21 protein-coding genes are annotated in these 16,262 nt (G+C 64.4%); 14 read left to right on the top strand and 7 right to left on the bottom strand.

Translation table 11 applies throughout. From position 1 onward, the window contains the following. Positions 1 to 23: 23 nt before the first annotated feature. Both HWX53_RS14920 and HWX53_RS14915 read right to left on the bottom strand, forming a co-directional pair. Positions 24 to 626, bottom strand: coding sequence for a short chain dehydrogenase (locus HWX53_RS14920; protein WP_175942463.1), 603 nt, complete (start codon positions 624 to 626; stop codon positions 24 to 26). Positions 627 to 711: 85 nt separating this feature from the next. Further along, the gene (locus HWX53_RS14915; protein ID WP_244140122.1) at positions 712 to 1,179 is read right to left on the bottom strand and encodes a hypothetical protein; all 468 of its coding nucleotides are present in this window, start codon (positions 1,177 to 1,179) and stop codon (positions 712 to 714) included. A 161-nt stretch (positions 1,180 to 1,340) separates the two neighbouring features. On the opposite strand from HWX53_RS14915, the gene HWX53_RS14910 reads away from it, so the two are divergent. Beyond that, positions 1,341 to 1,493, top strand: coding sequence for a hypothetical protein (locus HWX53_RS14910; RefSeq protein ID WP_175942046.1), 153 nt, complete (start codon positions 1,341 to 1,343; stop codon positions 1,491 to 1,493). A gap of 47 nt (positions 1,494 to 1,540) precedes the next feature. Here HWX53_RS14910 and HWX53_RS14905 read toward each other — a convergent pair whose 3' ends face one another. Next, positions 1,541 to 2,134, bottom strand: coding sequence for a DUF3005 domain-containing protein (locus HWX53_RS14905; protein WP_175942045.1), 594 nt, complete (start codon positions 2,132 to 2,134; stop codon positions 1,541 to 1,543). Between the two features lie 282 nt (positions 2,135 to 2,416). Here HWX53_RS14905 and HWX53_RS14900 point away from each other — a divergent pair, with 282 nt between their 5' ends. Together HWX53_RS14900 and epsC are read left to right on the top strand one after the other, a co-directional pair. Beyond that, positions 2,417 to 2,650, top strand: a complete 234-nt coding sequence (locus tag HWX53_RS14900; RefSeq protein WP_175942044.1) for a hypothetical protein — start codon at positions 2,417 to 2,419, stop codon at positions 2,648 to 2,650. A 165-nt stretch (positions 2,651 to 2,815) separates the two neighbouring features. Next, positions 2,816 to 3,811: a serine O-acetyltransferase EpsC gene (gene epsC / locus HWX53_RS14895; protein WP_241269940.1), complete on the top strand. Its 996-nt coding sequence runs from the start codon at positions 2,816 to 2,818 to the stop codon at positions 3,809 to 3,811. Between the two features lie 48 nt (positions 3,812 to 3,859). Here the strand turns inward: epsC and folE are convergent, their stop codons facing one another. From folE to HWX53_RS14880, 3 genes are all read right to left on the bottom strand, one after another. After that, positions 3,860 to 4,510 carry a GTP cyclohydrolase I FolE gene (gene folE / locus HWX53_RS14890; RefSeq protein WP_175942043.1) on the bottom strand — a complete coding sequence of 217 codons (651 nt, stop codon included), beginning with the start codon at positions 4,508 to 4,510 and terminating at the stop codon, positions 3,860 to 3,862. A gap of 114 nt (positions 4,511 to 4,624) precedes the next feature. Further along, positions 4,625 to 5,077, bottom strand: coding sequence for a VOC family protein (locus HWX53_RS14885; RefSeq protein WP_175942042.1), 453 nt, complete (start codon positions 5,075 to 5,077; stop codon positions 4,625 to 4,627). 23 nt (positions 5,078 to 5,100) lie between these two features. Then, a complete protein-coding gene (locus tag HWX53_RS14880; RefSeq protein WP_175942041.1) occupies positions 5,101 to 5,523 on the bottom strand; it encodes a nuclear transport factor 2 family protein in 423 nt (140 codons plus the stop codon). Between the two features lie 111 nt (positions 5,524 to 5,634). Between HWX53_RS14880 and HWX53_RS14875 the strand changes: the two genes are divergently transcribed. The 5 genes from HWX53_RS14875 to HWX53_RS14855 all read left to right on the top strand — a co-directional run bounded on the left by HWX53_RS14875 (position 5,635) and on the right by HWX53_RS14855 (position 11,010). After that, positions 5,635 to 6,270 carry a TetR-like C-terminal domain-containing protein gene (locus tag HWX53_RS14875; RefSeq protein ID WP_175942039.1) on the top strand — a complete coding sequence of 212 codons (636 nt, stop codon included), beginning with the start codon at positions 5,635 to 5,637 and terminating at the stop codon, positions 6,268 to 6,270. A 138-nt stretch (positions 6,271 to 6,408) separates the two neighbouring features. Then, positions 6,409 to 8,286 (top strand): ABC transporter permease, encoded by a 1,878-nt coding sequence (locus tag HWX53_RS14870; RefSeq protein ID WP_175942038.1) that lies wholly within the window; start codon positions 6,409 to 6,411, stop codon positions 8,284 to 8,286. Next, positions 8,283 to 9,068, top strand: a complete 786-nt coding sequence (locus tag HWX53_RS14865) for an ABC transporter ATP-binding protein (protein WP_175942037.1) — start codon at positions 8,283 to 8,285, stop codon at positions 9,066 to 9,068. The genes HWX53_RS14870 and HWX53_RS14865 overlap by 4 nt, the downstream gene beginning before the upstream one ends. Then, on the top strand, positions 9,065 to 9,772 hold the full coding sequence (locus tag HWX53_RS14860) for an ABC transporter ATP-binding protein (RefSeq protein ID WP_175942036.1): 708 nt from the start codon (positions 9,065 to 9,067) through the stop codon (positions 9,770 to 9,772). The genes HWX53_RS14865 and HWX53_RS14860 overlap by 4 nt, the downstream gene beginning before the upstream one ends. A gap of 32 nt (positions 9,773 to 9,804) precedes the next feature. After that, positions 9,805 to 11,010 carry an ABC transporter substrate-binding protein gene (locus tag HWX53_RS14855; RefSeq protein WP_175942035.1) on the top strand — a complete coding sequence of 402 codons (1,206 nt, stop codon included), beginning with the start codon at positions 9,805 to 9,807 and terminating at the stop codon, positions 11,008 to 11,010. On the opposite strand, the gene HWX53_RS14850 is transcribed toward HWX53_RS14855, so the two are convergent. Beyond that, the gene (locus tag HWX53_RS14850; RefSeq protein WP_175942459.1) at positions 11,011 to 11,595 is read right to left on the bottom strand and encodes a DNA-3-methyladenine glycosylase; all 585 of its coding nucleotides are present in this window, start codon (positions 11,593 to 11,595) and stop codon (positions 11,011 to 11,013) included. Between the two features lie 34 nt (positions 11,596 to 11,629). On the opposite strand from HWX53_RS14850, the gene HWX53_RS14845 reads away from it, so the two are divergent. The 6 genes from HWX53_RS14845 (at position 11,630) to HWX53_RS14820 (ending at position 16,248) form a co-directional block, all read left to right on the top strand. Beyond that, entirely contained in the window at positions 11,630 to 12,070 is a 441-nt protein-coding gene (locus HWX53_RS14845; RefSeq protein ID WP_175942034.1) for a low affinity iron permease family protein, read from the top strand. A gap of 426 nt (positions 12,071 to 12,496) precedes the next feature. After that, positions 12,497 to 12,682 carry a Flp family type IVb pilin gene (locus HWX53_RS14840; protein ID WP_175942033.1) on the top strand — a complete coding sequence of 62 codons (186 nt, stop codon included), beginning with the start codon at positions 12,497 to 12,499 and terminating at the stop codon, positions 12,680 to 12,682. 31 nt (positions 12,683 to 12,713) lie between these two features. Then, complete coding sequence (locus HWX53_RS14835) at positions 12,714 to 13,253, top strand: prepilin peptidase (protein ID WP_244140121.1); 540 nt, start codon at positions 12,714 to 12,716, stop codon at positions 13,251 to 13,253. A 12-nt stretch (positions 13,254 to 13,265) separates the two neighbouring features. Continuing rightward, positions 13,266 to 14,231: a Flp pilus assembly protein CpaB gene (gene cpaB, locus HWX53_RS14830; RefSeq protein ID WP_175942032.1), complete on the top strand. Its 966-nt coding sequence runs from the start codon at positions 13,266 to 13,268 to the stop codon at positions 14,229 to 14,231. A 45-nt stretch (positions 14,232 to 14,276) separates the two neighbouring features. Continuing rightward, positions 14,277 to 15,863: a type II and III secretion system protein family protein gene (locus HWX53_RS14825; protein ID WP_244140120.1), complete on the top strand. Its 1,587-nt coding sequence runs from the start codon at positions 14,277 to 14,279 to the stop codon at positions 15,861 to 15,863. 10 nt (positions 15,864 to 15,873) lie between these two features. Further along, positions 15,874 to 16,248, top strand: coding sequence for a CpaD family pilus assembly lipoprotein (locus tag HWX53_RS14820; RefSeq protein WP_175942031.1), 375 nt, complete (start codon positions 15,874 to 15,876; stop codon positions 16,246 to 16,248). Positions 16,249 to 16,262: the final 14 nt, after the last annotated feature.

Below are 16,262 nucleotides of genomic sequence, written 5' to 3'. Positions count from 1 at the left end.
ACGAGCTTGAGCGACCGACGCGCTCAATGCACGGCATACACGCGGCCGGTTTCCGCGCCTTCCACGCTGCGGCTATAGGCGAGCGCCACGCGCGCGCCGCTCGCCGCCTCGAAGCCGCGAAAATACGGCCCGAAGCTCTCGCGCGCTTCTTCCAGCATGGTCGGGCTCACGGCGTTGATGCGCAGGCCGCGCGGCAGTTCGATCGCGGCGCCCCGCACGAAGCCTTCGATCGCGCCGTTGACGGCTGCCGCGCTCGCGCCTTGCCGGAACGGCTCAGCGCCGACGATGCCGCTCGTGAGCGTGAAGGAGCCGCCATCGTTGAGATAGTCGCGCGCCGTGAGCACGAGGTTCACCTGGCCCATGAGCTTGTCGTCGAGGCCTACGCGAAACTGCGCGGGCGTCATCTTAACGAGCTCGCCGAAGTGGACATGACCGGCCGTGGCGACAATCGCACCGACCGGACCGATGGCATCGAAAAGACGCTTGATGCTGTCCAGATCGAGCAGATCGACGCGATGCGCGCCACGCGTCGCGCCGATCTCGATGACTTCATGACGCGGTTGGAACTCGGCGCAGACGGCCCGGCCGACCGTGCCGGTCGCACCGATGACAGCGATTTTCATCAGCAGCCTCGCAAGCGTTGCAGTGGAAGAACGGCAACGCATTGTGCCCGCGCCAAGGCGCGATGAAAAGCCGCGGCGAGAAGTGGCGTCAGGCGGCCCGGCGCGCGGGCATCGGCGAGAGCAGGAACAGCGACGCGGCGAGACGGCACGCGAGCGTCAGCCCCGAGACGACGGCCGCTGCTGGGAACACGTGCCATTGCAGCGCGAGCGTCGGCGCGACCAGCGCCACCGTCACGAAGCCAAGGGCGACGGTCAGCCAGCGCGCCCATTGCAAGCGCGAGGCGACGCACAGATACAGCAGGCCGACGAGCACGCGCGACACGATCGACGCCGCGACCGGATGGCTGGCCGCATCGCCCGGGAATCCCATGGCGAGCGCGAGGCCGAGTTCCGCCCACGACAGCGCATACGCCGCCCCGAGGCACGCGAGCGCCGACTTGAAGCGTTGTTGCGCCGCGCTGCGCTCGGGTGCGGCCGGACGCGCTTCGCGCAGTGCGTCGTCGTTGCCGGTGTCATCCGTGGCGTTTAGGCCGTCGTAAGTCTGACTCGTGGTCATCGCCTTCCCCTTTATTCGAATGTATGCGGTCCCGGATTCTTGTCTTTCGTCTTGCTCGTATCAGAGCAGAAGGCATAGCGCAATCGTTGTGCCTGCCTCGCGCCGGGTTCGGAATGATCTTTGCTGCGGTGCTGTCGACGTCACGACAAAAGGAGCCGACGATGAGCAACACGAAAGAGCAGAACCCGACTTCCGAGCGCGATGAAGACACGGTCGACAAGGCCGTGGAAGACACGTTTCCGGCCAGCGATCCGCCTGCGACGGGCGGCGTGACGCGCATCGAGTCCGAAGACGAGAAGGACGAGAAGAAGTAAGCGCTGCGAGGGCGGCCCCGCGCGGCCGCCCAGTTTTTCGAAGCCGTTCAGGACCGCTCAATCACGATCAGCCGCGACGGCCGCAAGTGGTTCAGCGCATAGTGCGTGCGCCCCTCCAGCGTATGGCCGTGCGCATCACGCGCGACGAAGCGCAGATGTTCCTCGACGTCCGGCACCGCGGGCGCGACCATTCCCCGATCGATGACGCGATAGCCGTTCGCCACCGCGAGCGCGAACCCCTTTTGCCCCGGGCGGCTATCGAAACCGGCCAGAACGCCGCTCGCCTCGGGCACATGATTCGATAGCGTGGCATTCGAAAAGATCACGGCGTCGGGTTCGCGCGCGAGCATTTCCGCTTCGCGTTTCGCGTGAATGTTCTTCGCGTCGGTATCGACGGTGTCGTCGAGCGTGTCGTCGTTGAGCACATCGATGCCACGCGGGCGGGGCTGGGCGGCATCCGTCACCGTTGCCGTTGCCGGCTCGGCTTGCGGACTTTGCGGGCGCGCGTCGCGGCCGGACTCCGCCGCTTTCGCATCGCTCATGCGGATGTGCGCCGTCTCCGTCGACGGCGTCTTGATGGGACTGTCGGCCGCGCGGCCGGTTTGCCTGTCTTGCGGCTCGTTGGATTCGGCGTTGTTCATCTCGCGTTCCTCCTGCAAACAAAGAAGGGCTTCGGCAAGAGTCGTTCCGGTTATTTAGCGACGGAACGGCCGCCCTCATCCGATGGACATGGTCCCGGCCGCTCAAAATTTCGCGGGCGATTTTCGAGACTAAGGGCTTTCACTACCAGTATTATTTGTAGCTTGTCGCCGGCAAAGCGCAATAGGCGCAACGCGAGCAATTCAGGAGGGCGCGTTCAGGACACCTGCCGGCGTGACAGCAATGCCATTCGAACGAGCAGGGCACTTTAAGACGGGTGACTCATGCAACACGATGCCGCCTTTTCGCATAGAGGCTATCTGCTGAACTGCGCGCCCGCCCGGACGGCAGAAGGCACGTACCAACCTTACGTGGTGATCTCGCGATCAAGTGACGGCGAACTGGTCGCGAACCGCTTCTTTCCCGCGGACCTGCGCTTTCGCAGCGAGGACGAGGCCATCGCGCACGCGCGCGACTGGGCCGTGCGCTGGATCGACGCGAGCCACGTCACGGTCTAGCGCCCGGAGCAGCGCCCATGGCTTGCAAACGATTGCGCGCAACCTATGCTGGACGCGGCGCGCGCGCGTTGCGGCACGGTCGGTCGAAACCGGGTACTCTTGGCGTTCGTCCGCCGCGCCGGCCACGGCGGTTGTCACCATCGCTCAGAGATTGATACGCAGAACATGGCTTCGCCCAGCAGATCCGTGCCGCCCGGCACTTCGCCCGAATCATCCGGCGCCGTCACCGCTCCCGCACCGCGCGAATGGGGCTTGTCGCGCATCGTGGCGGAGTTGCGCGAGTCGCGCGAGCAACTGCATCGCACGCGGCATCCGCTCGGCATCCGCGAGCTGCCGTCGCGCGACGCCATCGTGAAGATCGTCAACGGGCTGCGCTCCGCGCTCTTTCCGACGCATTACGGCACGCCCGATCTCACCGACGAAAGCGTGGACTACTACGTCGGCCAGACGCTCGAAACCACGTTGCGCCTGCTGCACGAGCAGATTCGCCGCGCCCTACGCTTTCTGCCGGAACATCGCGAGACGAGCGATGCCGAACTGAGCGCGAAGGCGTTCGAAACCGCGCGCGAATTCGGCGCGCAACTGCCCGCAATCCGGGCGCTGCTCGTGTCGGACATACTGGCCGCGTTTTCGGGCGATCCGGCCGCGCAGCACATCACCGAGATTCTGCTGTGCTATCCCGGCGTGTGGGCCATGATGCATCATCGGCTCGCGCATGCGCTGCACCGTCTGGGCGTGCCGCTGCTCGCGCGCTTCATCAACGAGATCGCGCATTCGCTGACGGGCATCGACATTCACCCGGGCGCGACCATCGGCCCGAGCTTCTTCATCGATCACGGCACGGGCGTGGTGATCGGCGAGACGGCGATCATCGGCGAGCGCGTGCGCGTCTATCAGGCCGTGACGCTCGGCGCGAAGAGCTTTCCCGCCGGTGGCGACGGCATGCTCGTGAAGGGCAACGCGCGCCATCCTATCGTCGAGGACGACGTCGTCATCTACGCGGGCGCGACCATTCTCGGGCGCGTCACTATCGGCAAAGGTTCGGTGATCGGCGGCAACGTCTGGCTGACGCATAGCGTTCCGCCGGGCAGCAACGTGTCGCAAGGCAAGGTGCGCGAAGGCACGGGCGCCGATGCGCCGCGCAACGGCTTCGGCGCATGAAACGCAAAAGGGCCGCGACGCGGCCCTTTTGCGTTTTCGTTAGCCTCTTCAGGTATTCGACACGCTGAAGCCCGACTGCTGTCCGACGATGGCGAGAAACTCGCGCCGCGTGGAAGGGTCGTCGCGGAACGAGCCGAGCATGCGGGAGGTGACCATCGAGACGCCCGCCTTATGCACGCCGCGCGTCGACATGCACTGATGCGCGGCTTCGAGAATCACGCCGACGCCGAGTGGTTGCAGCACTTCTTCGAGCGTATCGGCTATCTGCGCGGTCATCTTCTCCTGAATCTGCAGGCGCTTGGCGAAAGCGTCGACGAGACGCGCGAGCTTGGAAATGCCGACGACGCGCTTGTTCGGCAAATAGGCGACGTGCGCCCGGCCGATGATCGGCACCATGTGATGCTCGCAATAGCTCTCGAAGCGAATGTCCTTGAGCACGATCATCTCGTCGTAGCCCTGCACTTCGGAAAACGTACGCGCGAGAATCTCGTGCGGGTTCTCGGCGTAGCCTGCAAAAAATTCCTCGTAGGAACGGACGACGCGCGCCGGCGTGTCGAGAAGACCCTCGCGGCGCGGATCGTCGCCGGTCCAGCGCAGGAGCACGCGCACGGCGGCTTCGGCTTCCTCGCGCGTCGGACGATCGGCTGATTCAGCGGGCATGTCCGAGCCGGTGAGATGATGGGTGTGCGGGGCGCTCATGAAAGCTCCTGTCGGTCTGTGTTCGGATATCAGCCGACATTGTTCCACGTTTTCGAATGCCCTTATGCGCGTCAGGTGTTTCAGGCTGTTACGCCCCGCATCTTTCGCCGACCATCACGCGGGCTGGTGCTCCACGCCGCCCAGCACCATCCACGACACGCCGAACATGTCCTGAACCATGCCGAAGCGTTTCGCGAAAAAGGTCTGCGTCATCGGCATCTGAACCTGCCCGCCCTTGGCGAGCGCATTGAAGTACTTCTCGGCCTGTTGCTCGTCGTTTGCCGTGAGCGAGAGTGAAACGCCCTGAAAATTCGGCTTGCCGCTGCACATGCCGTCGGACGCCATCACCGTGGAATCGCCGATGGTGAACGCGGTATGCATGATCTTGTCTTCTGAGCCGGGCGGCATGCTGCAGCCACTCGCCGCTTCGCTGCCGCCTTGCTTGCCCGCATCGGGATTGTCCCGGTAACGCATGGTCATCAGCACCTGCGCGCCCAGATGGTCGCGATAAAACGACACGGCTTCTTCGCAGCGGCCTTCGAAAAACAGAGACGGTTGCACTGTCATGTCTGCTCCTTGGGTGAGGACGGTCAGGATGCTTCGTCGGGGTCCATGTCCATCATGAGCGGCACGGACGCGTGTTCGTGCACCACGCGCCAGTCGCCGTCGATCTTCCGGAAACACACGGTCGCGCGCACGATGTCGTCGCGCCCGCCCGCCGCCACGCGGTTGAGCGAGTGCGCATAGGCCAGCTCGCCGCTGACGGCGATACGCATGTCCACGATCTCGAACGCGAGCGGGCCGCTGATGCTGTCGAACCAGCGTTGCCAGTTCTCGCGATAACGCGCGACGCCGGTCATCGAAGCGGGCGGCACGACGTCGAACACCACGACATCGGGCGCGTAGTGCGCGACGAGCGCGGCTGTGTCCTTTGCCAGCACGGCTTGCCGCCAGGCTTCCGTCAGTTCGCGAATACGCGCTTCGTCACGCGCACGATCGTTCTCGTCGTTCATGTTCGCTCCCAGCCACGAATAGATTCGACTTGTGTACAGCGTCCACAAAAAATAGCAGAGATAATGGACAGTGTCCACATAGGCGGCACCGTCCGAGACAACAAAAATCCCATGACAAAAACCAAGCCGCGAAACACTTACCGACACGGCGACCTTCGGCGCGCGCTGATCGACGCGGGCATTCAACTCGCCCGCGAAGGCGGCCCCAATGCGATCGTCCTTCGCGAAGCAACGCGCCGTGCGGGCGTCGTGCCGAACGCGGCGTACCGGCACTTCGAGAACAGGGACGCGCTGTTGTCCGCGGTGCGCTCGGCGGCGCTGTCGTCGGTGGCCGAAGCGATGGAAGAAGAACTGGCGGCTCGCCCGAAGAAGCGCCGTCGCGCCGATGCCGCCCGTGCCGGACTGCGCGCGATCGGCGCGGGCTATCTACGCTTCGCTCAGGCGGAAACGGGGTTGTTCCGCACGGCGTTCGCTGCGGCGCAGGCGGAGTGGAGAGAGCACGATGAACCGTACGGAGTGGGACCGAGCGGCCTCGACCCGTTCCAGCTCTTGAGCCGCGCGCTCGACGAGATGGTGCAAGCGGGCGCGCTCGATGCGCGGCGTCGGCCCGACGCGGAATATCTCGCGTGGAGCGCGGTGCACGGCTTTGCGCTGCTGCTGATCGAAGGACCGCTGCAAGGGCTGGGCGCGGAGTCGGTCGAGCCGCTTGCCGCGCGGCTTTTGTCGATGGTGGAGAACGGCTTGTGACGGGACTGCGGGAGTCATCACGGCGCCAGCATTTTGTCGCACAAGGAAGAGGGCGCGCAATTCGCCGATAATGTCGCCTCGTCGCCGCTTGCTCCCTTAGCCGTCAACCCTTCAGCAATCAAGCTCGTCACGCGCCCGATGTTCGCCAACCTGCTCGTTCAACTCGTCAATGGCCTGGCCGATGCCTGCGCGCTCTTTCTCGTCGCCTCGGGACTCTCGCTGATCTTCGGCGTCACGCGCATCGTCAACTTCGCTCACGGCTCGCTGTACATGGTGGGCGTCTATGTCGCCTATAGCCTGACGAGCCGGTTCGGGGCGAGCGTCATGGGATTCTGGGCGTCGATTGTCGGCGCGGCGCTGATCGTCGGCGCGCTGGGCGCGATCATCGAAGTCAGCGTGCTGAGGCGCATCTATCGCGCGCCGGAGCTTTTTCATTTACTCGCGACGTTCGCGCTCGTGCTGATATTGCGCGATGCCGCGCTGTACCTATGGGGACCGGACGATCTCTTCGGGCCGCGCGCGCCGTATCTCGCGGGCGCCGTGCCATTGCTCGGGCATGCGTTGCCGGTCTATGACCTGGTGCTGATCGTTGCCGGCCCGCTCGTGCTTGGCCTGCTCTGGTACGCGCTCACTCGAACGCGGTGGGGCACGCTGGTGCGGGCTGCGAGTTCCGATCGCGAAATGCTCGGCGCGTTAGGCGTGAATCAGGCGTGGCTCTTCACCAGTGTCTTCTTCGCGGGCGCATGCCTCGCCGGCCTCGGCGGCGCGCTGCAGATACCGAGGATGCCGGCGAATGTCTCGCTCGATATCGACACCATCGGCAATGCGTTCGTAGTCGTCGTGGTCGGCGGCATGGGCTCGATTCCGGGCGCATTCGTCGCGGCATTGTTGATCGCGGAGATCAAGGCACTGTGCATCGGCATCGGGCAAGTGTCGGTCTTCGGTATCGCGTTCTCGCTGTCGAAGTTCACGCTCGTCGCCGAATTCGCGTTGATGGCCGTCGTATTGGTGTTTCGTCCGTGGGGCTTGTTCGGGCGCGCACAGACCGTTGCGCGAACCGCCGCGCCTGCGGACAGGCCGCTTTCCCCCGCAACGCGCCGCGTCAAACTCGGCTGGGCCATCGTGGTCTTGGTGCTCGCGCTCGCGCCTCTGGCGGCCGGCGCTTTTCCGTATCTGCCCGTATTGCTCGTCGAAATCCTGATCGCCGTTCTGTTCGCCGCGAGCCTGCATTTCATCATGGGGCCGGGCGGCATGCATTCGTTCGGACATGCGGCATATTTCGGGCTGGGCGCTTATGGCGCGGCGCTTTTTCTCAAGGCGCTGGCCTTGCCGATGGAAGCGGCACTCGCGCTCGGGCCGCTCGTCGCGGGCATCGGTGCGATCGTCTTTGGATGGTTCTGCGTGCGGCTATCCGGCGTCTATCTTGCGATGCTGACGCTCGCGTTCGCGCAGATCGTGTGGTCGATCGTCTATCAATGGGATGCGGTCACAGGCGGCAGCAACGGCCTTCTTGGCATGTGGCCGTCGCCGTGGCTGTCATCGCCCGTTGCGTTCTACTACCTCACGCTCGTTGCCGCGATAGCCGGCGTATGGCTCTTGCGACGACTGCTCTTCGCGCCGCTCGGATTCGCGATGCGCGCGGGCCGCGATTCGCCGTTGCGCGCGGAAGCCATCGGCATCGATGTCGCTCGCGTTCAATGGATCGCTTTCGTCGCGGCTGCGCTCGTATGCGGGCTCGCCGGCTCGCTGTACGCATTCTCCAAAGGCAACATCTCGCCGGAAGTCATTAGCGTCGGGCGCTCCGTGGACGGTCTCGTGATGGTGCTGCTCGGCGGCATTCAGACGCTCGCGGGCCCCATCGTCGGCGCGGCCGTGTTCACGTGGTTGCAAGACACGGTGGCGCGGCAGACCGACTATTGGCAAGCGTTGCTCGGGGCCGCCATTCTCGTGCTCGTCGTGGCGTTTCCGCAAGGCATCGCAGGCTTCGTGCGTGACCGGTTCACGGAGGCGCAATGACGCTCCTGCGCATCGACAAACTGTCCAAGTCCTTCGACGGCGTGAAGGCCGTCGACGACGTGTCGTTCTCCGTCGAAGCAGGGCAACTCCTCGCGTTGATCGGCCCTAACGGAGCCGGTAAATCGACGTGCTTCAACATGATCAACGGGCAACTCAAGCCCACGTCGGGCAGCATCCATCTGGACGGCCACGGCATCACGGGAAGACGTCCGCGCGATATCTGGCGGCAGGGGGTCGGCAGGACGTTTCAGGTGGCCGCCACCTTCAATTCGATGACAGTGCTCGAAAACATGCAGATGGCGTTGCTCTCGCACGAGCGGCGCGCGTTCGGCTTCTTCTCGCGCGTGGCGTCATCGAATGAAGACGAAGCCATGGCCTTGCTCGATCTCGTCGGCATGGCGGCGCACGCGCGGCGCAGTTGCGCCGTGCTCGCTTACGGCGACGTGAAGCGCGTGGAACTGGCGATGGCGCTATCCAACCGCCCGAAGCTGCTGCTGATGGACGAGCCCACGGCGGGCATGGCGCCCGAGGAACGCAACGCGCTGATGACGCTCACCGCGCGTCTTGCCAAAGAGCGCAACATGGGCGTGCTTTTCACCGAACACAGCATGGATGTGGTGTTCGAACATGCCGATAAGCTGGTGGTGCTGGCGCGAGGCCAGTTGATCGCGGAAGGCGACGCCGATGCGATCCGCAACGACGCCCGCGTGCGCGAGGTCTATCTGGGCACGGGCGCATCGTATGCGCCGCGCGCTGTTTCGATCGACGGAGCCGCGCGATGACGCTCTTACGTGTCGATGCGCTGAATGCGTTCTATGGCCGCGCGCAGATTCTGTTCGACGTCGCGCTAGAAGTCGGACAGGGCGAAGTCGTCGCGCTGATGGGCCGCAACGGCGCGGGCAAATCCACGACCATGAAAGCCATCATGGGCCTGCTGCCGCGCGTGACCGGCACAGTCATGTTCATGGGCGAGGACATATCGGGCATGGCGCCGTATCGCATCGCGCGTCGCGGGCTCGGTTATGTGCCGGAAGATCGCCGCATCTTCGGCGACCTGACCGTCGTGGAGAATCTGGAGACGGGCCGCCAGCCGCCGCGCGAAGGCGCGCCGCGATGGACGCCGGACACGCTCTTTCGCGTCTTTCCGAATCTCGGCGAAATGCGCGAGCGTCGCGCGAGCCGCATGAGCGGCGGCGAGCAACAGATGCTGACCGTGGCGCGCACGCTGATGGGCAATCCGCGTGTCGTGTTGCTCGACGAGCCATCGGAAGGCGTGGCGCCGGTCATCGTCGAGCAAATGGCCGATATGATTCTGCGACTGAAGCGCGAAGGGCTCGCTGTCCTGTTATCGGAGCAGAACCTGCACTTCGCCGAACTCGTCAGCGACCGCGTGGTCGTGCTGGAAAAAGGCCAGGTTCGCCATGTCGGAGCGATGCAGGCGTTCGTTCGCGACGATGCCGCTCGCCGCGCTTATCTGGGCGTTTGAGCCCGAAGCATATCGTTAGAGGAGAAGCATCGATGATTCATCAAGCAGGAAAAGTGCTGCGCGCGAGCGTGGCAGCGCTTGCGGCCGTCGCGACGTGCGCCGCACACGCGGACAGCATCAAGATCGGCGAGATCAACAGCTATAAGGCGCAACCCGCGTTTCTCATGCCCTACAGGAACGGCTGGAATCTCGCGCTCGAACAGATCAACGCGGCAGGCGGCATAAACGGCAACAAGCTCGAAGTCGTTTCACGCGACGACAACGGCAATCCCGGCGATACCGTGCGTGTCGCGCAGGAACTCGTCTCGCGGGAACAGGTGAAGCTCCTGTTCGGCGGATATTTGTCGAACACGGGCCTCGCGCTCGCGGACTACGCGAAGCAGCGCCGCATTTTCTTCCTCGCCGCCGAGCCGCTCACCGACAAGATCGTCTGGCAGGACGGCAACAAGTACACGTATCGCCTGCGGCCATCGACGTATATGCAGGTCGCCATGCTCGTCCCCGAAGCGGCGAAGCTCAAGAAGAAGCGCTGGGCGCTCGTCTATCCGAACTACGAGTACGGTCAGTCGGCCGTGGCGACATTCAAGCGCTTGCTGAAGGCCGCGCAGCCCGATGTCGAGTTCGTCGCGGAACAGGCGACGCCGCTCGGCAGTGTCGATGCAGGCGCCGTCACGCAGGCGCTGGCCGATGCGAAGCCCGACGCCATCTTCAATGTGCTCTTCAGCGCGGACCTCGGCAAGTTCGTTCGCGAGGGCAATACGCGCGGGCTCTTCAAGGATCGCGCGGTGGTGTCGCTGCTGACCGGCGAGCCCGATTATCTCGATCCGCTCGGGGCGGAAGCGCCGGTCGGCTGGATCGTCACGGGCTACCCGTGGTATTCCATCGACACCCCGGCTAACAAGCAGTTCGTCGCGGCTTATCAAGCGAAGTATCACGACTATCCGCGCCTGGGCTCGGTCGTCGGATATACGGCGATGATGTCGCTCGCCAATGGCCTCAGGAAAGCAGGCAGCACGGACGCGGACAAGCTCGCCGCCGCGTTCAAGGGCTTGCCGGTGAACACGCCGTTCGGTCCGATCGTCTATCGCAAGCAGGACAACCAATCGACGATGGGCGCTTATGTCGGCGTCACGGCGCGGAAGGACGGCAAGGGCGTGATGACGTCGTTCCGCTATATCGACGGCGCGAGCGTCCAGCCCTCGGACGAAGAAGTGCGAAAGCTGCGCCCGGCTGACTGATCACGCCTTGGGAAAGGGCTTGCTGACGAACTTCGATCCGGCAAGCCCGAAGCGCCACGGCACATCCATCGCCTTGCTGATGCCGATGCGCGGACCGGTGACGACATCGCATGCCTCGTCGGGCGGCTGAATATCGAACGGCGCTTCGAGCAGCGACGCGCCGTTATCCTTGTGCGTGATGCCGAGCGCCTGCGCGAGCCGCCCCGGCCCCGAACAGAGCAGCTTGATCGGTTCGACGCCGCGCCGCTCGCGCATGACGTCGATGCCGGTCAGCGGCTCGATCGCGCGAATCAGCACGCCCGCGCCGTGGCCTGCTTCGCGGCACACGAAGTTCAGGCACCAGTGGATGCCGTACGACCGATAGACGTAAGCATGCGCGGGCGGCCCGAACATGGACGCGTTACGCGGGGTGGGGCCGGAGAACGTGTGCGAGGCGGGATCTTCGCGGTCATAGGCTTCGGTTTCGACGATGCGCCCGCCGACGCCGTCCACGGTGAAGATGGCGCCGATCAGGCGGCGCGCGACTTCTTCCGATGCGGCGGAGAAGTCGATGAAAGGATGTTTGATTCTGGGGCTCACAGGCATCATTCTAATCAACGACCCTCACAGGAGACGCGCGATGAAAAAGTCTTGGTTCCTCAGATTCTCCAATGCGCTATCGCAAATCACGGGCCGGGCGTCGACGTTCGTCATCGCCGTCGTGCTGGTCATCGCGTGGGCAGTCTCCGGGCCGCTCTTTCACTTCAGCGATACGTGGCAACTCGTCATCAATACCTCGACGACCATCGTCACGTTTCTGATGGTCTTTCTGATTCAGAACACGCAGAACCGCGACACGGCGGCCATGCAGATCAAGCTCGATGAACTCATACGCGCGACGGAGCGTGCGCATAATGCGTTGCTGGATCTGGAGGAGTTGGATGAGAAGCAATTGATCGCGTTTCGGAAGCGATATGAGAAGCTCGCAGAAGAGGCGCGAGGTAGCATTTCGTCTTCGAGCGATGTGATCGATTTGAACAGTGCGTGCGGGCGACCGTCAAAGCGTGAGCCGGCCGAATAGATGGGAAGTTACGACGAACGCATGACCCGTGTCTCTCCAAACCGCGTGACAAAGGTACGTAAGTCCGTGTAATCTTGACGCACTCGATTCAGCGCGCTCGAAAGTAGCGCCGCTGTGCGTCTGGCACCTGTTAATTCACTTGTTTGCGGACGCTTTCCTGCAGCTTTCAATTAGCCGCCAAAGCGCAAAAGTGCCGGGGCATTTTCATTGCCTCTCGCTCAAAAAGCAAAATCTCTCTCCCTAAAGTTTCTCGCGCCGCTGCCGATAGCAGCGGCTTTTTGACTTCCTTAAACCGCAAATTGAGGCCACTTTCGCCCTCTAAAAGGCGAACTTATTTCTGGCTCGTTTGGCTACGATCTGCTTTGCCCGGTTCTCCTTTTTTGCCGGGCCCACACCTACCTCAACTCGTCCTTTAAGGAAACTCAAATGCGCAAGTTCATTAAGGCGTTCGTCCGCGACGAGCGCGGCGTGAGCGCGATGGAATACGCGATTCTGGCCGGCATCGTCGCCGTTGCACTCGGCGCTCTCGCCAGCGGCTTCTCTAAAAACATCCAAGGCTGGTTCAGCGACCTTGACAGTAAGGTCACGACGGCCAAGACCAACGCTGGCTAATGCAACGCGAGATCCGCGCGCGGCGCGGATCTTGTTCACCCTCATTCAATCGGTTCGAAAAGTGCAGCTCGCTTCCCTTGCCATCCGCCTCGGCGTGCTATGCGCGCTCTGCGTGCTCGCGGTCATCGACGTGCGTGCGCGTCGCCTTCCGACAGGCATCGTTCTGGCGATCGGCGCGCTGTTCTTTGTCGACGCATGGATCGTCAAGATGACGCTCGATCAGATCATCTCGCATCTGACGCTCGCGGTCGTCGTGTTCGCGGTCTGCGCCGCGCTGTTCGCCGCGAAGATGCTCGGCGGCGGCGATGCGAAGCTCGCGTCGGTCATTTTCCTGTGGTCGGGCCTGAGCCTGTCGCTGCCCGCGCTCACTCTTATTTCTGTGATCGGGACTTTCGTGTCTGTGATCAGTCTTGCGACGCGCAACATGAACGCCGACCAACGCTCGGCGCCGATGCGCGCGCTGGCCATGTTTTCCGGCGCGCGCGGCGTGCCTTACGGTGTGGCGCTCGCGCTCGGCGGCGGTCTCGTGATCGTGCTGCCGGCCGCGCTGCCATTGATTCTGTCGCATTGAGGCGGCGCTCCCATGTCCAACATCATCAAGTTCGCCGTGCTGCTCGTCGGCGCTTTGCTCATCGCCATGATCGTGCGCGTGGTCGTCGCCAGCGCATCCAAGCCATCCACGTCCGTCATCACGACGGAGAAGGTGCTGGTCAGCGCCGCCGCGCTGCCTCAAGGTCTGCTTTTGCGCGATGAAGACATTACCTGGAAGTCGATGCCGACCAACGACGTCCCGGCCAACGCCATCGTCGCGGGCGCGCCGGATGCGCCGGAGCTGAAGGGCGCGCTGCTGCGTCACCCGGTGAACCAGGGCGCGGTGCTGATCGCCGACGACGTGATTCTGCCGAGCGCGCCGGGCTTTCTCGCCGCGACGCTCAAGCCCGAGATGCGCGCCGTGTCGGTCGCCGTCGACGATGTATCCGGCAACGCCGGCCTGATTCAGCCGGGCGACTACGTCGACCTGCTGCTCACGCAACAGATGGACCGCCGCACGGATTCGCCGGACATGGCGGTATCGAGCGAAACGGTGGTCGAGCACGTGCGCGTGCTCGCTGTCGGCTCCGAAATCAAGCGCCCGAAAGCGAACAGCGATGCGCCGGACACCGGCATCCGAGCGCGCACCGTGACGCTGGAAGTCACGCCGCGCATGGGCGAAGTCGTCGCCGTTGCCGCGCGGCTGGGCAGCCTCTCGCTCGCGTTGCGCTCGTTCGCGACCGCGACCCGCGATCCGGCGGCTGCCGCCGCCGCAAGCAGTACCGCCGCCGAACGTCCGCCGATCTGGGCGGGCGACATCTCGCGCGCCGTGCGTGACCTGCCGCGCAACCGAACGCAACCGAGCGCGTCCGCAGGCAGCGTCGCGCCATCGATGCCGATGCCGCGCACCGTGACCATCTATCGCGGCTCGGAAAAGAGCGATGGCCAGAGCGTCGCGCAGGCCGGCAATGTCCCCGGCACGCCGCCGCTGCCGACTGTCCCCGTGTTGCACAACTGATCGCGTAAGCGGCCGGTGCAGCCGGCGACCAAGGAAACGAATGTCATGAAGAAGCAGTTCAACGCGAAAGCCAAGCCGGCGCTGCCGGTCGCTCGCGGCGCATTGGGCGTATCGGGTGCATTGGGCGCATTCGGCGCGCTGGCGTGCGCGGCGCTTTGCGGCGCAGCGGCCGCCCAGACCGTCGAGCCGCAATCGATGCCGATGCCGTCATCGGAGTCGCAATCGCGGCCCGCGCCGCGCATGGTGCGCGTCGCCACGCGCGCAGGCAGTGCCGCCAACGCGCAGCGCGGCGTCGTCACGACCGACGGTTCTCAGGGCGTGCTCGCCCTCGATGCCGGCAAGGGCTCGATGCTGCATTTGCCCGAGGATGCCGTGTCAGTGTTCGTCGCCGATCCGGCCATCGCCGACGTGCAGGCGCCGTCGCCGCGCGCGTTGTTCGTGCTCGGCAAGAAAGCCGGCTCCACCACGGTGTACGCACTTGGCGCGAATAACCGCCCGATCTTCCAGCGTACCGTCGTCGTCAATCGCGACATGCTTTCGCTCCGTGCGATGTTGAAGGCGCGCTTTCCGACTATCGACGTGGACGTGAGCGGAGCGCAAGGCTCGCTCGTGTTGACCGGTCAAGTGCAGAACTCCATGGATGCCGACGCGATCATGCAGGCCGTGTCCTCGCAGCTTGCGGACAAGGAAGTGCTCGTCAACCGCATGACGGTGGCCCGCCCCGTCCAGGTGCAACTGCGCGTGCGTATCACGGAAGTGGATCGCAACGTCACGCAGCAATGGGGTATCAACTGGCAGGCAATGGGCAATGCCGCGGGTAACTGGTACAGCGGTATCTTCAGCGGCCGCCAGATCTACAACTATAACAACCCCATTACCGGCTCGAACGGCTCGGTGACTTACCCGGTAAACCTCCCGAGTAACAACGCGTTCTCGCTGCTGACCGGCTTTCGGACCAACAACACGGATATCCGCGCGCTGATCGACGCGCTCAATCAGGAAGGTCTTCTGACCGTGCTGGCGGAGCCGAACCTCGTCGCGCTCTCCGGACAGACGGCGAGCTTTCTCGCGGGCGGCGAGTTCCCCATTCCGGTCTCGCAGACGAACGGCGCGATCTCCGTCGAATTCAAGCAGTTCGGCGTCAAGCTCGACTTCACGCCGACTGTGCTGAACGACCGCCGCATCAGCCTGAAGGTGCGCCCGGAAGTGAGCCAGATCGACACGACGGCCAGCGTCACGACTGGCGGCGTGACCGTGCCGGGTCTGTCCGTGCGCCGCGCCGACACGACCGTGGAACTGGCGAGCGGTCAGAGCTTCGCGATCGGCGGGCTGCTGCAAAGCAATACCAGTGATGTCGTTTCGCAGGTGCCCGGCATCGGCTCGTTGCCGATTCTCGGCAAGCTGTTTTCGTCGACGAACTACCAGAACAACAAAACCGAGCTCGTGATCATGGTGACGCCGTACATCGTCGAGCCGACGGATCCGGCCAAGCTACGCTCGCCGATCGAATCGCTCGTGTCACCCGCAAGCGATGTGGAGTACGCGCTCGGCCGCGGATTCGGCGCCGCCGAGGGATCGCGCGCCGGGCCGGGACAGCCTCGTCTGGTCGGCGCCGCCGGCTATGTCTATTGAGATTCGCGCCATGAACCACCTTCGTCTCATTTCGCTTCTCGCCGCTTGCGCGTTCGCCATGCCGCTCGCGGGCTGCATCAAGCCGCCCGCCGGCATGCCCGACGCGCGCGTGATCGGCTACGACGGCCACAACGCCGTGCCGCCCGACTGCGAGCAGCTTCAGCGCGCCTCGCTACTGACCGATGCTGGCGTGCGCCGCCCGGCGATGCAGTGGGGCTGCGCCACCTACACGAATCTCGCGGCGCAACTCGCGCGGCCGGAAGACGCCGTGCATCCGCAGACGCTCGGCCCGGCCGATGCCGCCGTCGCGGCAAGCGCAGTCAACCGCTACGAGAACGGCCGCGTGATTCCGCTCGACACGGCCACGTCCCGCAGCAGCAAGTAAGCGAACCGCACCGT

Origin of the sequence: Caballeronia sp. BCC1704, assembly GCF_902833455.1 — a bacterium.
GTDB lineage: Bacteria > Pseudomonadota > Gammaproteobacteria > Burkholderiales > Burkholderiaceae > Caballeronia.
The sequence above is the reverse complement of the archived record's forward strand: the minus strand, read 5'-3'. Positions and strand labels throughout refer to the sequence as shown.